We start from the raw sequence: 17,936 nt of genomic DNA on the forward strand, positions 1-17,936 counted from the left end.
TTTAAAAAATGACAGCATTTTGGTGTGCCATTTGGCGGCAATATATTGTTTAACGTAGCTTTTTGACAATGAGAGATTTTATTTGCTGACGACTGTATTGAGTCGTCACTGTTTAATGATCGTTCTAATAAATGATCGCTTTAATAAGCCCTACTAACGATCACAGTCTGCCATCACAATATCAATCGAAGCCAGATACATAATGGCGTCCGATACCAGCGATCCATTAATCACTGACGGCATCTGCTGCAAATGAGCAAACGTCGGCGTCCGAATGCGCGTGCGATAGCTCATCGTGGCTTTATCAGAGGTAATGTAATAGCTGTTCAAACCTTTGGTCGCTTCTACAATTGTGGCGCACTCACCCGCTGGCATCACCGGACCCCACGACACCGAGATAAAGTGATTGATCAAGGTCTCAATATCATTCAAGGTGCGATCTTTTGGGGGTGGCACAGCCAATGGATGATCCGCTTTGTAAGGGCCTTGCGGCATGTTATCCATACACTGGCGAATGATGCGTAACGATTGACGCATCTCTTCGACTTTGACCATACAGCGGTCATAAGCATCGCCGTTATAGCCGACTGGTACTTCAAAGTCGTAATTCTCGTAGCCCATATATGGACGCGCTTTACGCAGATCAAAGTCCAAACCCGTTGCCCGCAAACCTGCGCCCGTCACGCCCCACGCCAATGCTTGTTTGGCATTATATTGCGCCACGCCTTGGGTACGACCTTTTAGCACACTGTTTTGTAGAGCGGCTTTGACATACTCATCCAAACGTTTTGGCATCCAGTCTAAAAACTCACGCACCAAACGCTGCCAACCGCGCGGCAAGTCAGCCGCTGTACCGCCGATACGGAACCATGCTGGATGCATACGGTAACCCGTCACAGCTTCGATGACGTCATACGCTTTTTGGCGATCGGTAAACATATAGAAAACAGGGGTCATACCGCCTGCATCCTGAATAAAAGTACCGACGTACAATAAGTTATTGGTGATTCGGAAAAACTCGCTCATCATCACGCGGATGGTCTCAGCGCGAGGCGGAATGGTAATTCCCGCCAACTTCTCGACCGACATGATGTACGGCAGCTCATTCATCACACCGCCCAAATAATCGATACGATCGGTGTAAGGAATGAACGAGTGCCACGTCTGACGCTCTGCCATTTTTTCGGCACCGCGGTGGTGATAGCCAATATCAGGAATACAATCGACCACTTCTTCGCCGTCAAGCTGTAGCACCAAGCGGAACGCACCATGCGCTGAGGGATGGTTAGGACCAATGTTCAAGAACATAAAGTCTTCGTCACGGCCCGAACGTTTCATGCCCCACTCTTCAGGGATAAAGCGCAGGTTCTCTTGCTCATATTGTTGCTTGGCAGCGTTTAAGAAGTACGGCGTAAATTCGGTCGCACGCGCGTGGTATTCTTTACGCAGTGGATGACCTTCCCAATATTTGGGCAATAAAATCCGAGTCAAATGCGGGTGGCCGCTAAAGACGATACCGAACATGTCCCACACTTCACGCTCGTACCAGTTGGCATTTGGCCAAATCTGGGTAGCGCTCGGTACGGTGAGATCATCTTCACTCAGTGCCACTTTGATACGTACGTCACTATTACGCTCGAGCGACATCAAGTGATAAAACACCGTGAAGTCGCTATCAGGCAACCCAGCACGATGCTGACGCAGACGCTCATCTATCGCTGATAAGTCAAACAGCATGACATAAGGTTTGGGCAGCTTACGCAGGAATAAAAGGACATCAAGCAAATCTGCACGCGCCACCCAAACTGTTGGAATCTCATCCACAGTGTGCTGCACTACAAATTTACCAGCATACTTCTGTTCCAGCTCTTGGATAACCGCGGGGACAGGTTTAATTTTAGGATCTATGTTTTCGACTACCGTGACCATGAATGATGTATTCCTTCATTAATCATAACTGAACTATGTCAATCATAACCGAACTGTGTTAATCATAACCGAACGATGATGAGCGTATGCGTACTGGCCCTTTTAGGGATTATTAACAAATGAGCCAAATTGCGAGCGTCCGCAATCAATGGCTAACAGACTGATTAAATACTGTCTGGACTACGCAAGTTTTTGACCGCGATACGATCCGCTTGTTTACGGTCACGCTCAGGCGTCATTTGAGGTTGATAGACCCCTTGTTCATTGACATGAACACCCAATGGACGACGCTCTTTAGTGATCGATTCTTGTAATAACATTAGCCCTTGAATCAGTGCTTCTGGACGCGGCGGACAGCCTGGCACATAGACATCTACTGGGATAATTTTATCGACACCTTGGACGACAGAATAGATGTCATACATACCGCCCGAATTGGCACAAGCACCCATTGAGATGACCCACTTTGGCTCAAGCATTTGCTCATAAAGACGCTGAATCACGGGTGCCATTTTGACAAAGCATGTCCCAGCCACAATCATGACATCGGCCTGACGGGGAGAAGCACGGATAACCTCTGCCCCAAAGCGCGATAAATCATGAACGGCGGTTAAAGTGGTGGCGTATTCGACATAACAACAAGACGTACCAAAGTTAAATGGCCAAAGTGAGTGCTTGCGCCCCCAGTTTGCTGTTGAATGAACAAGGTCTTCTAGACGACCCATAAAGACATTTTTATTGACTTCGTCTTCGATGGGGTCATTGACCGTTTGACTGGTCTGTGCAGGATAGATATCTGCATCAGGGTTGGCTTTTGTTAATGTGTATTTCATAACATACAACCTTTTAATTAGGCTTGGCATGGCAAGTATTTTGCCATCGCTATGGCCTTAACTTCTATTATGAATAAATGGGCATCAATACCAATCTAATAAACAAGCATGACCTTGTCGTCATACCTTTGCAATCAATCTGTCTAACCTCTAAAAACAGCGCTAAAACCAGCGCCAAGAACTTAGACGAAAGCAAAAAAAGCAATCAGCGACCAACGTTATCTTGAGTCGCAGACGACGCAAAATCGACAGAAGTCACATTACCGGTGGTATTGATATGATCGATGTTTTGCAAGTGACGGCGATTGGTTTCGATATTGTTTGAAACGTTAATCTGCCCTGAAGACTGTGCTGGTATTTTACCGGTCGGATCAACCATCAGCTCGTCAACGCCATCAAAACCTGTGATATCTGCCAAATTAAAGCCCGCTGGCGCTGCATATAGGCGCTCTTTTTTGCGGCGCTTGTCGGCAGGTGCCCAGTTCATCGCGCCCAAGCTCAGCTCATATATCAAACCAATAATCAAAATGGTAATGAATATAGCAGCGGCGGCAAAACCAAGCCAGCCCGCTTCGCGTACTGACACGGCATAGGCGTAGAGATAGAGCGCTTCTAAATCAAAAATAACGAAGAAAATCGCTACCAAATAAAATTTGGCAGACAAACGAATACGGGCGTTGCCAGATCCGACAACACCCGCTTCAAATATCTCTTCTTTTTGTGAGCCCTGAGAGCGACCGCCAAGCAAACGCGGAACGACCAGCATAAAGACAACTAGCCCAATGGCGGCTAAGATAAAAGCAATGGCTGACCAATTAAAAGCAGACATGATAATACGTGCTCCTCACCCAATTGAGTGTTAAGCCCGGCGTCAATAACGACCCACTTGCAGGCCATCTAACGACAGACATAACGCAAACGAAAATACAAAGCGACGGTCATTGAGTCGCTATATCGTATTTAGGTAACTATTTTAGGGTCTGTGCTGGTAATAACCAATTATCAAGCTTATTGACGACGATGTCAGACATGACCAACTGTGGATATTCCGGTATGCGCGGATAGATGGCTGGTCGCCTAACGCATCTCCTAACAACGTAAGATCAACGTATTAAATCAATGTCATATCCAAAGTTTACTTAATTGATTTAATAGCTCATTACACGTGGTCAATAATGACGTGACAACTGGCATAAATTATTTACGTACTATACGCATGTCAGTGTCCAAAAGCTAGTTTTTAACTGTATTGAACGGTCACTTTATCTACAAAAAAATGTATTTTTTTTACGATAAATTATGATATGGACGTTACCTTATATTAACCCCAAATCCATACTTTATATTATAAGCGATCTGAGTGCCATTATTAACCCCTTTATCGAACTCAAATTTGATTCTTTACTGTCTTGATTCAGTCGTCAACTCCTCCCCAAAACCACCGTTTTTGCTTTATAATAGCCCACCTAATTCAATAACTTATTATTAGTCAAAGGCCATTAAGTCGCAACGTCTACTGCTTTTTTGATTAAAATATCATCAGCGTATCGTTTTAATATTCATGATACGCCTCACCATTGCTCGATTGTGATGTTATCTGCACCATTCTTCTTTTTTGCTTTTGTTTTACAGGACACGTTATGAGTCAACTTAATCCCAAACAACAAGAAGCCATGCTCTACGTATCCGGTCCACTCCTTGTACTAGCGGGCGCAGGCTCTGGTAAGACGTCCGTGATTACGCGCAAGATCGCCTATCTTATCGAAGAATGCGACATGCCAGCTGAGCGCATTACGGCGGTGACATTTACCAATAAAGCAGCACGCGAGATGAAAGCCCGTGTCAGCAAACTGTTGCCAAGCGAAAAAATGCGTGGTTTGACCGTGTCTACCTTTCACCAATTTGGCCTACAGTTTTTACGCTACGAGTTGATTCACACCCCGCTTAAGGGCAACTTCTCCATCATGGACAGCGATGATAGCAAGCGTCTGCTCATGGAACTGATGATGCGCGATAATTTAAGCGGCGCTGAGAGTCGTGAGCTGGTCGGTAAAGCGATCAAAATGATTTCAGACTGGAAAAACGATTTGGTTGAACCGGATAAGGCGATGGAAACCTTAGACGATCCAGAAGATATGATTTTTGCGACGCTTTATGCCTTATACGAGCGCAATCTACGCGCTTACAACGCCGTCGATTTTGATGACTTGATTGTCCTGCCAACCAAGATCTTGCGTGAAAATGCGCAATTGCGTGACAAATGGCAAAACCGTATTCGCTATTTGCTTGTCGATGAGTATCAAGATACCAACACCGCTCAGTACGAGATGATCAAATATCTGGTCGGACCACAAGGCCGCTTCACGGTCGTGGGCGACGATGACCAATCCATTTATGCGTGGCGCGGCGCCAAGCCTGAAAACATGGCACTGCTCAAAGAAGATTTTCCTAAATTAAAAATCGTCATGCTTGAGCAAAACTATCGCTCAACCACCCGTATTTTGACGTCTGCCAACGCCGTTATTTTAAATAATGAGCATTTATTTGAGAAAAAACTGTGGTCGGATAAAGGTCAGGGCGAAAAAATCCGTATTCTTAATTGTCGCAATGACGATGATGAATCTGAGCGCGTTGCTAAAGAGATCGTCACGCACAAATTGCGCTTTGGTAATGAATGGGAGCAGTACGCCGTTCTTTATCGCAGTAATTTTCAAGCGCGTATGTTAGAAGCACAACTCCGTCAATTGCAAGTTCCTTATAAATTATCGGGTGGTCAATCCTTCTTTGCACGTAGTGAAATCAAAGACATCATGGGTTACTTGCGTTTGATTTTGAACCCAGAAGATGACAGTGCCTTTTTGCGTATTATTAATACACCCAAGCGCGGTATGGGGCCAGCAACCTTAGAGAAACTGGGATTGTTTGCGCAAGAGCACAGCATATCGCTATTGGCCTCCTGTACCCATGCAGGTCTGGCGCATGTTTTGCCATCGAAGGCTTATGGCACAATAAAAGAGTTTGGTGAATTCATCGAGCACTACACGCGAGAGCTTGATCAACATCCTGACCCTGTGCCTATCGTACGTCAGATGATCGATGAGACAGGTTACATTGATTTTGTCCGTAGCGATGCCAAAACCCCGCAACAAGAAAAAAACCGCATCGATAATATCGATATGCTCTATACCAGCATTCAATCCTTGATCAATCGCGCTGAAGAGGACGAAGATCGCACGATTGATACCATCATTCGTAAGCTGGTTTTACTTGATATGCTAGAGCAGCAGCAAGAAGAAGAGAACACCAATAAAGTAAACTTAATGACTTTGCATGCCGCCAAAGGTCTGGAATTTGATTACGTTTATATCATGGGACTTGAGGAAGAGATGCTGCCGCACCGCAACTCTATTCTGAGCGAGACGGTCGAAGAAGAGCGGCGTTTGATGTACGTGGGTATCACACGCGCCCGTCGTGAGCTGACCTTGACGCTTGCCACCCAGCGCCGTGCGGGTGGGCAAATGCGCGTCACGTCAGAGTCCAGATTCTTAGATGAGCTGCCAGAAGATCATATCGACTGGCCTGCCAAAGCCAAAAAGAAACAAGCGACCAAAGATCCAGCAAAAGTCGCTGATGAATATTTGGCTAATATTCGAGCCTTACTTGGCAAACGTTAGCCATAAACTGCGAACCCAAGTGTTCAATAGCCTAGCGTGCAGTGGCAGTATGACCCATCCATTGTATGCTAAGTAATTATCTCCACCTTCTAAAAACACGAGACCCCTTATGTCTACCCCTACGCCTAATCAGGAACGGCCATCAGTGCTATCAGGAGATTACAATCCGGCAGAATATAGCGCCGAGTACAAGCTCCTGTATTTGCAAGGTTTGGTTGCTGACAAGGCTTATGAAGCCATTACTGAGTTTTTAGAAAAGCAGTCAGAATATGAGATTGCCAGTCTATTAGAATCATTTCCCACCCAAAATCGTCTACTGATTTGGGCGCAAGTACCTGAGCATATCAAAGGGGAAGTGCTCGCTGAGCTGGATTTTGATACACGCCAGCCTTTGATGGAGAATATCTCTTCAAAAGAGATCTCTTTATTCACCCAAGACCTTGATGCGCAGGACATCTCTGAGATTCTAGACACCGTCACCGAAAGCGTGCGTACCTCGGTCATGGCAACCTTGGACGAAGACATTCGTGTGCAGGTCAATAAGCTCGACACCTATGAAGATTGGGAAGTCGGTAGCTATATGGATCCTGACCTGATTCAGGTAAGAGAAGACGTGAGTTTGGCGGAGGTACAAAATTGGCTGCGTGCAAATGATGATCTGCTAGACGACGAAAGCCAAGAGCTGTTGGTGGTCGATCAAAGCCAGCAGTTACTCGGTCTATTAAGTTTGGTGGACTTAATCAAACACGATCAGCGCATGCTGGTTTCAGCACTGATTGATACCGCCATTACCATCAATGATCGCTTAGACATTCAAGATGCCGCCGCGATTTTTCGGTCAGAAGACATTCGCTTTGCGCCTGTGATTAATAACCATGGCGAGTTGGTGGGTCAGCTCAATGGCGAAGACATCATGGAGATTATCCAAGATGATGTCGATAGCACCATGAAAAACTTGGCGGGTGTTAGTCAGGACGAAGAGCTGTTTGCGCCTATTTTAACAAGTGCAAAGAGTCGTAGTATTTGGCTGGGCATCAACTTGTGTACCGCCCTGCTCGCTGCGGCGGTGATTGGACAGTTTGAAGCTGTACTGGCGCAAGTGGTGGCGCTTGCCATACTTATGCCGGTAGTGGCAAGTATGGGCGGGATTGCAGGCTCGCAAACCCTCACCGTGGTGATTCGCGGGATGGCCATGGGTCAAATCGGGGGTTCTAACCGCTTATGGCTCCTTAATAAAGAGCTATGGGTTGGCGCGATAAACGGTATCATATGGGCGATAATCATGGCATTTATTGCACAATTGTGGTTTCATGATGCTGAAATCAGTGCAGTGATTGGTTTTGCCATTGCCATCAACATGACCGTCGCCAATGTGTCAGGCATCAGCATACCCTTGATGCTAAAACGTATGAATATTGATCCTGCCCTATCTGCCTCAGTAATCCTGACCACCGTCACTGACATCGTCGGATTTATGTCGTTTTTGGGCTTAGCAAGTGCGCTGATACTTTAATAAAAAATTTGCCCCATCAGAAACATTAAATTTGTTCTACTTATATTAGAAATTCATAAAATCGTTAAGTGAGTGCGTTATGCAAGCTGTACAAGTTAAAGTTTTAAACCCTAAAATCGTCGAAGATGACGCCTTTTCTCTGCCTACTCGCGCCACTGATGGCAGTGCTGGTATTGATTTACGGGCTTGTATTGATGAGCCTTTGACCATTAAGGCGGGTGCCACGCACTTGATAGGCACAGGCCTTGCCGTCTATATTCAAGATCCAAACTATGCGGGTATGATCTTGCCGCGCTCAGGTTTGGGCCATAAACACGGTATCGTTTTGGGCAACTTGGTTGGGCTGATTGATGCCGATTATCAAGGCGAGCTGATGGTCAGTATTTGGAATCGCAGTCAAGAAGACTTCGTTCTAAATCCAGCGGAACGTATGGCGCAATATGTGGTTGTACCCGTTGCCCGTCCTGAATTTGAAGTCGTAAACGAGTTTAGTGATGAAAGCGCACGCGGTGCTGGTGGATTTGGTCACTCTGGTCGTCAGTAGTAACAACTTGTCAATTTACTAGATTAAACAGTGACAGAGACGCATAAAATGCTAACATTTACGTTGAATCAGTAATCAGTTTGAGCCGTTTGTTCTTTTAATTTTGTTTTTTTATTGATAATAAACGGCTTATTTGTGCTAATGATTCAAAGCAATGATTGAAAGAAAAGCATGTAAAGCGATTATTAAAAAAAACTACTGAAAGCAAGTATCGAAAGTTACTATCGAAAGTAACTATTCAAAACCATTATCCACGCCAACATATATTACGAAGACAAGGAGAGTAAGCGATGCCATTTTTTGCTGCGCAGCAATCCTTGTTTCGTGCTTATGACATTCGTGGGTCGCGCCAGCATTTTACCTCTGACTTTGTAGACGCGTTGGGCAAGGCATTTGTCCATCTTTATACTACTATTCCCTTCCCTCCAAAAAGCCCATCCTTAAACAGTCGCTCATTAACATCATCAGATAGGGAGTCTAAAAGACCCATCGTTGTGATTGGCTATGATGTGCGCTGTGGTAGTGAGCGTCTTGCGCAAACATTGGCCAATATCTTAGCTCGGTACGGGATAAAGGTGGTTCAGCTTGGGCTAATCACCACGCCAATGATGGCGTTTTGGGCGGAGCAATATCAGGGGCACGGTATCGTAGTAACGGCCAGTCATTCTGCTAAAGATATTTTGGGTATCAAATGGCTCATTGATCACAAATCCCCTAACAGTACACAAATTCAACGCCTTTATCAGCAGCTGACGCATGGCAAATCTTACGACCCTTCACAAAATCTCATTGATAGTCACAAAGAAAACCAAGAGCAAAATATATCTTTGAGCAGCATAGACTCGGCTATGAGTCATCGACCAACTGATTTGACCTGTGAGCAAGTTGCTACGACTTATATGACAGCCATCACGCACGTATTTGAGCAACTGTATCCATCCAATGCCCAGAATTGCGAGCATAACTCTCTTTTATCTGACAAGCTTGACGTGACGGTCGTCATTGACTGTATGAATGGGGCGACCAGCACCATTGCTCAGCGTTTGTTTGAACGTTTTTGTCGTCAAGTTATCATGCTCAACGACACACCAGATGGCAGTTTCCCTAAAGGCAATCCTGATCCGACCGAACCTGACCGTCTTGAGCAGTTGCAGCAAAGCGTTGTGGATCATGATGCCGATATCGGTATGGCGTTTGATGGCGATGGCGACCGTCTGATGATCGTTGATAATAGTGGCAACATAGTCACGTCTGATCACCTACTCTACTTATTGGCAAAAATAGCACTGGCTGAATGTCCCAAACCGCTCGCAGATTCACTCTCAACGCCTCAGATCCTATTTGATATTAAATGCTCCCATCATCTGCCAACCCTATTGACTGAGCTTGGTTCAGAGCCTGTTTTGAGTAAGACGGGAAGCAGCCTTATGCGCCAACAGATGCAGCATACTGGCAGCCGCATTTTATTTGCAGGCGAATTATCAGGGCATTTTATCTTTAATGACAGCCGCTTTATTATTTATGATGACGCCATGTATGCCGCGTTACGCTTGCTACATTGGTTATCTGCGTCTAATGGTCTTGGTGACAAACGCGCGTTGACAGATATTACTCAATGTTTACCCGCGATGATTAGCACCGCTGATCATTATTTGCCCATCCCTAAAACCACTGAGGCAGATTGTTCCATCGTCGAACAGTTAGCAAGGCTTTGCCAGTATTTACGCACACTTGTGGCAGTAACCAACGCCAACGATGCAGATCGTACTTTGTTAGATACTTGCCCATCGTCACTCTGTGGCTGTTCGGCCCACAAGCAATATATGACACTGGAGCAAGCCAGCCATCTATTGCCTGTAGGAACCAAGCTAAGCTGTATCGATGGCGTGCGTTTAGACTTTGCTCATGGTTTTGGGGTGCTGCGTCAATCAAATACCAGTCATCATCTGACTGCTCGCTTCGCTGGTGATAGCTTGGATGATTTAAAAGACATTCAGTCAAAGTTTGCCGCCTTGTGTCGTCCCTTTGATCAAACATTGGCCGTACAGATTGCTACTATTCCTGCTGAGTCGACCACTTTGAACCATCAGCTTTGTACCAATAGTTTTGAATAAATGCCTGATATAAACGATGCTTTTATAAATCATGACACCTTAGCCATGCCACAATAAATACCCCATTAAAACTGCCCTTTAGGAGCTTATAATGACGCTTAATTTAGATGATGCCAAAAATACCGCAGAAGTATTAACCACCGCCCTCCCTTATATCCAGCGCTTTGTAGATAAGCTTATTGTGGTGAAGTATGGCGGTAATGCCATGACTGACCCTGAGCTTGAAAGCTCATTTGCTCGTGATATTGTATTGCTAAAAACCGTGGGCATACATCCTGTGGTCGTCCATGGCGGCGGGCCGCAGGTCGATAACTTATTAAAAGAGTTGGGTCGACAGTCTGACCGCATTGACGGAATGCGTGTCACCGACAAAAGCACCATGGATATCGTTGAGATGGTCTTGGGCGGTAGCGTTAATAAATCTATCGTAAGTCTAATCAACAAACATGGTGGCCGCGCTATTGGTTTGACGGGTAAAGATGCCAACTTGATTACTGCCAAAAAACTCATGAAGGATAAAATCGGTGAAGATGGTACAGCTGTACCGATAGATTTGGGGTTTGTCGGTGACGTGGTCAGTGTCAATAAAGACGTCATTAACATGCTCATCGGCTCAAACTTCATTCCTGTCATCGCCCCACTCGGCGTCGATAGCGAAGGCAACACTTATAATATCAATGCAGATCTGGTGGCAGGTAAAGTGGCGGAGTTTTTACAAGCAGAAAAACTCATGCTCCTGACCAATATTAAAGGCGTATTGGGACGAGATGGCGAAGTGGTGACGGGGCTGACACCAAAGAAAGTCGATGGCCTAATCGAAGACGGTACGATCTCAGGCGGGATGATTCCCAAAATTCAGTGTGCGCTTGACGCGGTACGTAGTGGCGTCAAAAGTGCCGTCATTGTCGATGGTCGTGTTCCTCACGCCACCTTGCTGGAGATTTTCACCAACGAAGGCGTTGGTACACTCATCAGCCGTGAGATAGATGCCTTATCGAACTAGCCGTAGGAATCCATCATGTCGCTCGCACTATGGTGTCTGCTGTTTGTATTAGAAAGTATCTACTGCTGGTGGATTATTGGCTATGGCGGTGCAAGATGGATAGAAGGTTGGAAATCTTTTTTTATGATTGAATGGTTTGCCCTAGATTGGAATGCAGAGCAAATTCGCTTATATGTTCTTATTATTTGGGCATTTAGTGTGCTGTGGTTTGTGGTAGGCCTCATAAAACCCGAGCTTAGATGGGGCTAATCTCGGGCATTTCACCAGTATTTTTGAGCGTCTAGTAGGCGCAAAATTCAACAGAGCTATGGCTACTATTACCATATACTTTCATACGATGATTGCCTTTACGCTGAACAAAATAAGAGTTTTCCTTGTCATAGCGATCACCGCTTAAACGTCCATTAGGGCCTGTCACATAAGCGACGTTGATTTGATCATCACCCACATTACGAATAACCAAGTTCTGCTCTGGCATGAGCCACAAACGAAACTCTTTGCCGTCTCGAATATTGCCCGTAAAGCTTCCGCAATAACTGTCTTTAGCAAACGTTATCTTGGTAGATGAATCAGCCGCTTGCACACTTATCATCATCAAAGGCGCGGTTGCAAGGGCAGCTACTATTAATAATTTTTTCATCGTCTTATCCTCGTCTGGGCACACTATAATTAGCCAACTTTATTCTGTTAATGCTAGCATAATTTATAATGCGCCAAACTGACAACACATTTATGAAAAAGTTTCCTCAAACATCGCTTCATCAAATCCGCACAGCAGTATTGGCTGACCTTTATTTTTATCAACCAGTTGGCCTTCTACTATTGGACGCTTAATCATACTGGTATGTTCAACAAGCAGATCAACGGCACTATCTACACTTGCATCAGCTTCCGATTTTTGCTCGTCAGTTAGCTTGCGCCAGGTGGTGCCGCGCTTATTGAGTACTTTTTCAATACCAAGCTCATTGACCCAGCGCTGTACGGTTTCTTTATCGATGCCTTGTTTTTTGTAATCATGAAAGTCGTAGCTAACGCCAAGCTCATCTAGCTTAGTGAACGCTTTTTTCATCGTGCTACAAGATTTGATACCGTAAATGGTGATGGTCATTTTTCATCCTATTTAATAATCGTATTGCTGTCATTATACCTAAGACTGATGAGCAGTAGGTACACTGCTCTCCTTACACTCTTTTTAGCAGTAAACCTTACGAGCAAATACATCATATCATCGCAATTTTTGCCAAATTACGCTATGCTATGGCATTGTCAAATTCCACCTATTTTTTATCAGTATTAACCAATTCCGAGCCGACTATGAGCAACGCCGTGACAGCAGACCAATCTAATATGAACACCAGTGCGAATGATACCTCTAATAACAGCAACCAATATCAACCGCAACTGATCGAGGCCGCGCAGCAAGCCAAATGGGCAAATGATAAGCGCTATGAAGTCGGTAATGAGCCAAGCGACAAGCCAAGTCGTTACATGCTGTCGATGTTCCCTTACCCAAGCGGTAAGCTGCACATGGGGCACGTGCGCAACTATACGATCTCTGATGTTTTAAGCCGCTACTATCGCCTGAAAGGTTATGAAGTCATGCAGCCAATGGGTTGGGACGGCTTTGGCTTGCCAGCAGAAAATGCGGCGATTGCCAATCAAACCCCGCCTGCGGCTTGGACGTTTGCCAATATTGATAACATGCGCGCACAGCTTAAATTACTGGGCTTGTCTATCGACTGGTCACGCGAATTTGCCACCTGTAGCCCTGACTATTATCAGTGGGAACAGTGGTTGTTTTTGCAGCTGTACAAAAAAGGCTTGGTCTATAAAAAGCTATCAACCGTTAACTGGGATCCAGTTGACAATACCGTGTTAGCAAACGAGCAAGTCATCGACGGCAAAGGCTGGCGTAGTGGCGCTGCGGTCGAAAAACGCGACATCCCCATGTATTACTTTAATATCACCGATTATGCTGATGAGCTGTTAGATGACTTGGATCAGCTAGAAGGTCATTGGCCGTCTGAAGTACTGACCATGCAGCGCAACTGGATCGGTCGCAGCTCAGGTATGGAAGTGCATTTCCCTTATGAGCTGGCAGGTCAAAAAAACACGCTTGATGTGTTTACCACGCGCCCTGATACCTTGATGGGCGTGACCTATGTGGCGGTTGCCGCAGAACATCCACTCGCGCAATACGCCTCTGAAAAAGATGACGTGATCGCACAATTCTGTGCTATGTGTAAAAAAGGCTCAGTCGCTGAAGCGGATCTGGCCAAAGCCGAAAAAATCGGTATGGATACGGGTCTTACTGTGACCCATCCTCTAACTGGCGAAGAAGTGCCGGTTTGGGTGGCGAACTACGTCTTGATGAGCTATGGCTCAGGCGCGGTCATGGCCGTTCCTGCGCATGACGAACGCGATTATGAATTTGCGACCAAGTACAACCTACCTGTTAAACAAGTGATCGACATTCCAAACGGTTACTTCGATGAGCTAGAAGCAGAGGCTAAAGCGAATAATACGGAAGCCAATCTTGCTTATACCGAACGCAATACTTTGGTCAATTCAGGTGAGTTCGACGGCATGGACTTTGAGCAAGCATTTGATGCAATGCTGACCAAGCTTGAACCAAAAGAATTGGCTAAGAAAAAAATCCAGTACCGTCTACGTGACTGGGGTGTATCGCGCCAGCGTTATTGGGGCTGCCCTATTCCAATGATCAACTGTGAGCATTGCGGTACCGTGCCTGTGGAAGAGCAAGACTTGCCTGTGGTATTGCCAACGGACGTCGTCCCTGATGGTCGTGGTAACCCGCTCAAAAATATCCCAGAGTTTGTAAATACCACTTGTCCTAAATGTGGCAACGCGGCTGAGCGTGAAACCGATACCTTTGATACCTTTGTCGAATCAAGCTGGTACTATGCCCGCTTTGCAAGTCCGAATGACACGCAAAACATGGTCAACAAATCAGCCGCCAACAAATGGCTGCCTGTAGATCAATACATCGGCGGCGTAGAACATGCCGTCATGCATCTGCTTTATGCGCGTTTCTTCCACAAGCTTATGCGCGATGAAAACTTGGTAACAGGCAATGAGCCGTTTGCCAACTTGATGACTCAAGGCATGGTATTGGCAGGGACTTTCTACCGCGTCAATGCTGATGGCAGTACCACTTATTATTTTGCAGAAGACATCGATATTGAATTTGATGAGCGCGGACAACCGATTAAGGCTTTGTTAAAGTTAGACGGACAACCTGTAACGATTGGCAAAATCGAGAAAATGTCTAAGTCAAAAAACAATGGTGTTGATCCGCAGCTTACCATTGATAAATATGGTGCTGATACCGTCCGTCTATACACGCTGTTCACCGCCCCTGCCGATCAAACGCTGGAATGGTCAGATGACGCGCTAAAAGGCCCTTATAATTTTGTTAAAAAAGTATGGCGCATTGCCACCGAGCACATGCAAGCGTTGGCTGACGCAAACGTAAGCGTCGATGTATTAAACAGTGAAGCGTTGAATACTGACGACTTATCTAAAGAAGCCAAAAATCTACGTCGTAAGACGCATGAGACCATTGCCAAGATTGACAATGATTTGGGCGATCGTTTGGCTTTGAATACACCAGTCTCTAGTTTGATGGAACTTGCCAATGAGCTTGCAAGCTTTAAAACCAGCAATGAGCAAGATTTGCGAGTACAGCATAAATCATTGGTTGATTTGCTCATCATGCTATCCGTCTATGCGCCGCACGTTGGTGAGCATTTACTGGAAGCGCTTGGCCTTGAGAGTGTCGCGCTAAGCTATCCTGCTGTTGATGAAAGTGCGCTTGTACAAGATACCATCACGATGGTGGTACAGGTCAACGGTAAGATGCGCGGCAAAATGGATGTGGCACCGAACAGCGATCCTGAGCAATTAAAAGCGCAAGCGCGTACGATGGAAAGTGTCGCTAAGTTCATTACGGGCGATATCAAAAAAGAAATCGTTGTGCCTAATAAATTGGTGAATATCGTGGTTGCAGGCTAATTGCTCTAGTAAATAAGTACTTTAAAATAAGTGCATTGAGCTAAGCATTTTAGGCTTAAAGTTTATTACTCTAAGCCTTCTTATCATCTAAGGATAGCGAGTATGTCGTACAAGCAGAGAGCTGGAGCGTCACACCACACCCGATCAAGTAATAAGAGTGGTCTTACCAAAGCATTAAGTGGACAGAAAGTAGCAGCAGTATTACTCGCGGCCTTGCCCATGTTCACAGTTGTTGGTGCCACGGCTGGTCTTAGTGGCTGCGGGTTTCAGCTACGAGGCTATGATGCACCGATGCTGTTTGGTGCTGACAAGACCGCCGTGATTATCGAAGACAATCGCATCTCGTTTCCGCTCAAACGCCCATTGACGCGGCGCTTAAATGTTTTAGGCGTCGATGTTATTGACAACATGACGGCATCTGATGTGGTGACAAACAATAAAAGCGTTGGCGCCGAACCCATTGCGGTTATTAATATCAGCGATGTGCGTTTTAAGCGTTATGAGCTGGTCGGTGTTTTGACAGAAATCCGTTTGGTACTGTCTGCCAATGTCACTTACCAAACGATTGAAAATGGCAAGCCTGTCACGCTTACGAACCCTATCCAAGTCGAGCGTAGCTATCAGTATAATGAAGCCTCGGTCAGTACGGACGATCTGCAAGGCGATCAAATTCGTGATTGGCTGTACGACAGTTTGGCACGCCGTATCACGGATCAGTATGTTGCCATCTCTTTACCTAGAGTGACCTCTACTGGCGCTAGTAAACCGATACCCGTCGGTAACGGCTCGGCAGCGACGGCCGTGGTGGTACCAACGTCTTAACGCGTCATGCGCTAAATATTTTATCTCCACTATAAAATAAATATAGTACGACTGAAATAGGTTTTGCGTCACCTCTGTCTGCGAAGGCACAGCAAGCAAAATTAACTCAGTCGCGCGTTATAATGGATGCACCTCTTTTATTTAAAACTGACTACATTTACGCTCATCAACCTGCGCCCCTGACTCTATGCAAGATACCTTTATACAAGCCTATCCAAAACTACTACAACCTTCCGTTGTGGTCACAGGCTTGTGGCTGGCGCATGGTGATGAGCCGCTCTTGAGTCAATGGCTCATCGATGCCTTGCGACCGCATTGGCGAGCACAGAATTATGCGATTAAACGTATAGAGCTGATATCGGTCAAAAGCTGGCAAGACGTCCTATCAGAGCTTGGTAGTCAGTCTTTATTTGATGATGCCAGCGCATTAATCGTAACGGGCAATCACAAACCAGACAAAGCGGTGATTGACGCACTAGAGCGCTTTGCACAGGATGCTCAAACAGGGGCGCACAGTCACAGTTTGGTGTGGCTAACCCCCAAACAAGACAAACGCTCTCAGAGCAGTAAATGGTTTGCCCCATTTGCGCAATATGGTCACGTGATTGACTGTAACTTATATAGTGAACAACAGCGTCAGCAGCTATTGCAAATACAAGCCCAGCAGTTTGGGTTACGCTTGTCACAAGAAGCTTGGCAGCTGCTCATGTCGCACACTGAGCATCATCTATTGAGTGCTTATCAAACCTTGTGGCGACTGTCCTATTTATTTGCGCCGCAGTTAGTCAACGATCATCATGACTCATCCAAGGACTCTGCTACACTCGCACAGCCTGCCACCAATGTCGCACTGGATATCAACGACTTGCAAGCGGCGCTGGTCAGCGATGCTCAATTTAGCGTATTCGACTTATCAGACGCTATGCTTGCTGGTAATAGCGCGCAAGTTGCCAAAATCATCTTTCAGCTCAAAGCCACCGATGAGCCAACCACGTTGGTGCTTTGGGCAATCAGTAAAGACATGCGGCAAATCATGCAGCTAATGGATGGACAAGATCCGCAAGCGCTTGGTATTTGGCGTAGCAAACAAGGATTGTATCAACAAGCGTGCCGCCGTCAGTCCAAGTCTCAAACGGCGGAATGGCCAGCCCTGCTTTATCGCTGCGATCAGGCAATCAAAGGTCTTATTCGTCAACCAGCGTGGGAGTTGCTGTTACAGGCGGCGCTTGAGCTGGCAGGCAAGCGTTTGTTTACCGCGCGATAAGTTTTATTGTTTTTCCCCACTTTTAGCATTTACTTATAAAACTTATCATTTACTCATCAAACCGTCACAAGCATAGATCACAAGCATGATTATCATCCCACCTACCTAATTCAGCGGCATGTTGCTTAGCTATTCTTACCTTATCTAAAGCTGCCTTAACCTTTCTTAAACTAATTACCATTCCCTTTTGCTTACGAAGCCTCTA

Annotated in this window: 14 protein-coding genes; 9 read left to right on the forward strand and 5 right to left on the reverse strand. The window is 45.8% G+C overall.

The window, feature by feature from the left end; translation table 11 throughout:
* Positions 1-153 precede the first annotated feature (153 nt).
* The 3 genes from nuoC to ndhC form a co-directional block, all read right to left on the reverse strand.
* Positions 154-1,929, reverse strand: coding sequence for an NADH-quinone oxidoreductase subunit C/D (gene nuoC, locus AAJP47_RS11005; RefSeq protein ID WP_346717968.1), 1,776 nt, complete (start codon positions 1,927-1,929; stop codon positions 154-156).
* Between the two features lie 164 nt (positions 1,930-2,093).
* Entirely contained in the window at positions 2,094-2,762 is a 669-nt protein-coding gene (locus AAJP47_RS11010) for a NuoB/complex I 20 kDa subunit family protein (protein ID WP_346717969.1), read from the reverse strand.
* 205 nt (positions 2,763-2,967) lie between these two features.
* The gene (gene ndhC / locus AAJP47_RS11015; protein WP_346717970.1) at positions 2,968-3,591 is read right to left on the reverse strand and encodes an NADH-quinone oxidoreductase subunit A; all 624 of its coding nucleotides are present in this window, start codon (positions 3,589-3,591) and stop codon (positions 2,968-2,970) included.
* 811 nt (positions 3,592-4,402) lie between these two features.
* Here ndhC and AAJP47_RS11020 point away from each other — a divergent pair.
* The 6 genes from AAJP47_RS11020 to AAJP47_RS11045 all read left to right on the forward strand — a co-directional run bounded on the left by AAJP47_RS11020 (position 4,403) and on the right by AAJP47_RS11045 (position 11,859).
* Positions 4,403-6,436 (forward strand): UvrD-helicase domain-containing protein, encoded by a 2,034-nt coding sequence (locus AAJP47_RS11020; RefSeq protein ID WP_346717971.1) that lies wholly within the window; start codon positions 4,403-4,405, stop codon positions 6,434-6,436.
* Positions 6,437-6,545: 109 nt separating this feature from the next.
* On the forward strand, positions 6,546-7,949 hold the full coding sequence (mgtE, locus tag AAJP47_RS11025; protein ID WP_346717972.1) for a magnesium transporter: 1,404 nt from the start codon (positions 6,546-6,548) through the stop codon (positions 7,947-7,949).
* Positions 7,950-8,028: 79 nt separating this feature from the next.
* Complete coding sequence (dut, locus tag AAJP47_RS11030; RefSeq protein WP_346717973.1) at positions 8,029-8,493, forward strand: dUTP diphosphatase; 465 nt, start codon at positions 8,029-8,031, stop codon at positions 8,491-8,493.
* 290 nt (positions 8,494-8,783) lie between these two features.
* A complete protein-coding gene (locus AAJP47_RS11035) occupies positions 8,784-10,607 on the forward strand; it encodes a phosphohexomutase domain-containing protein (RefSeq protein WP_346717974.1) in 1,824 nt (607 codons plus the stop codon).
* Positions 10,608-10,698: 91 nt separating this feature from the next.
* Positions 10,699-11,610, forward strand: coding sequence for an acetylglutamate kinase (argB, locus tag AAJP47_RS11040; RefSeq protein WP_346717975.1), 912 nt, complete (start codon positions 10,699-10,701; stop codon positions 11,608-11,610).
* 15 nt (positions 11,611-11,625) lie between these two features.
* Positions 11,626-11,859 (forward strand): hypothetical protein, encoded by a 234-nt coding sequence (locus tag AAJP47_RS11045; RefSeq protein WP_346717976.1) that lies wholly within the window; start codon positions 11,626-11,628, stop codon positions 11,857-11,859.
* Between the two features lie 31 nt (positions 11,860-11,890).
* Here the strand turns inward: AAJP47_RS11045 and AAJP47_RS11050 are convergent, their stop codons facing one another.
* Positions 11,891-12,250 carry a hypothetical protein gene (locus AAJP47_RS11050; RefSeq protein WP_346717977.1) on the reverse strand — a complete coding sequence of 120 codons (360 nt, stop codon included), beginning with the start codon at positions 12,248-12,250 and terminating at the stop codon, positions 11,891-11,893.
* Positions 12,251-12,340: 90 nt separating this feature from the next.
* Complete coding sequence (locus tag AAJP47_RS11055; RefSeq protein WP_346717978.1) at positions 12,341-12,718, reverse strand: arsenate reductase; 378 nt, start codon at positions 12,716-12,718, stop codon at positions 12,341-12,343.
* A gap of 206 nt (positions 12,719-12,924) precedes the next feature.
* Between AAJP47_RS11055 and leuS the strand changes: the two genes are divergently transcribed.
* The 3 genes from leuS to AAJP47_RS11070 all read left to right on the forward strand — a co-directional run bounded on the left by leuS (position 12,925) and on the right by AAJP47_RS11070 (position 17,731).
* On the forward strand, positions 12,925-15,645 hold the full coding sequence (gene leuS / locus AAJP47_RS11060; protein ID WP_346717979.1) for a leucine--tRNA ligase: 2,721 nt from the start codon (positions 12,925-12,927) through the stop codon (positions 15,643-15,645).
* 102 nt (positions 15,646-15,747) lie between these two features.
* Complete coding sequence (locus AAJP47_RS11065; protein WP_346717980.1) at positions 15,748-16,467, forward strand: LPS-assembly lipoprotein LptE; 720 nt, start codon at positions 15,748-15,750, stop codon at positions 16,465-16,467.
* A gap of 187 nt (positions 16,468-16,654) precedes the next feature.
* Complete coding sequence (locus tag AAJP47_RS11070; RefSeq protein WP_346717981.1) at positions 16,655-17,731, forward strand: DNA polymerase III subunit delta; 1,077 nt, start codon at positions 16,655-16,657, stop codon at positions 17,729-17,731.
* Positions 17,732-17,936 lie beyond the last annotated feature (205 nt).

The sequence above is a fragment of the Psychrobacter halotolerans genome, assembly GCF_039680845.1.
Taxonomy (GTDB): domain Bacteria; phylum Pseudomonadota; class Gammaproteobacteria; order Pseudomonadales; family Moraxellaceae; genus Psychrobacter.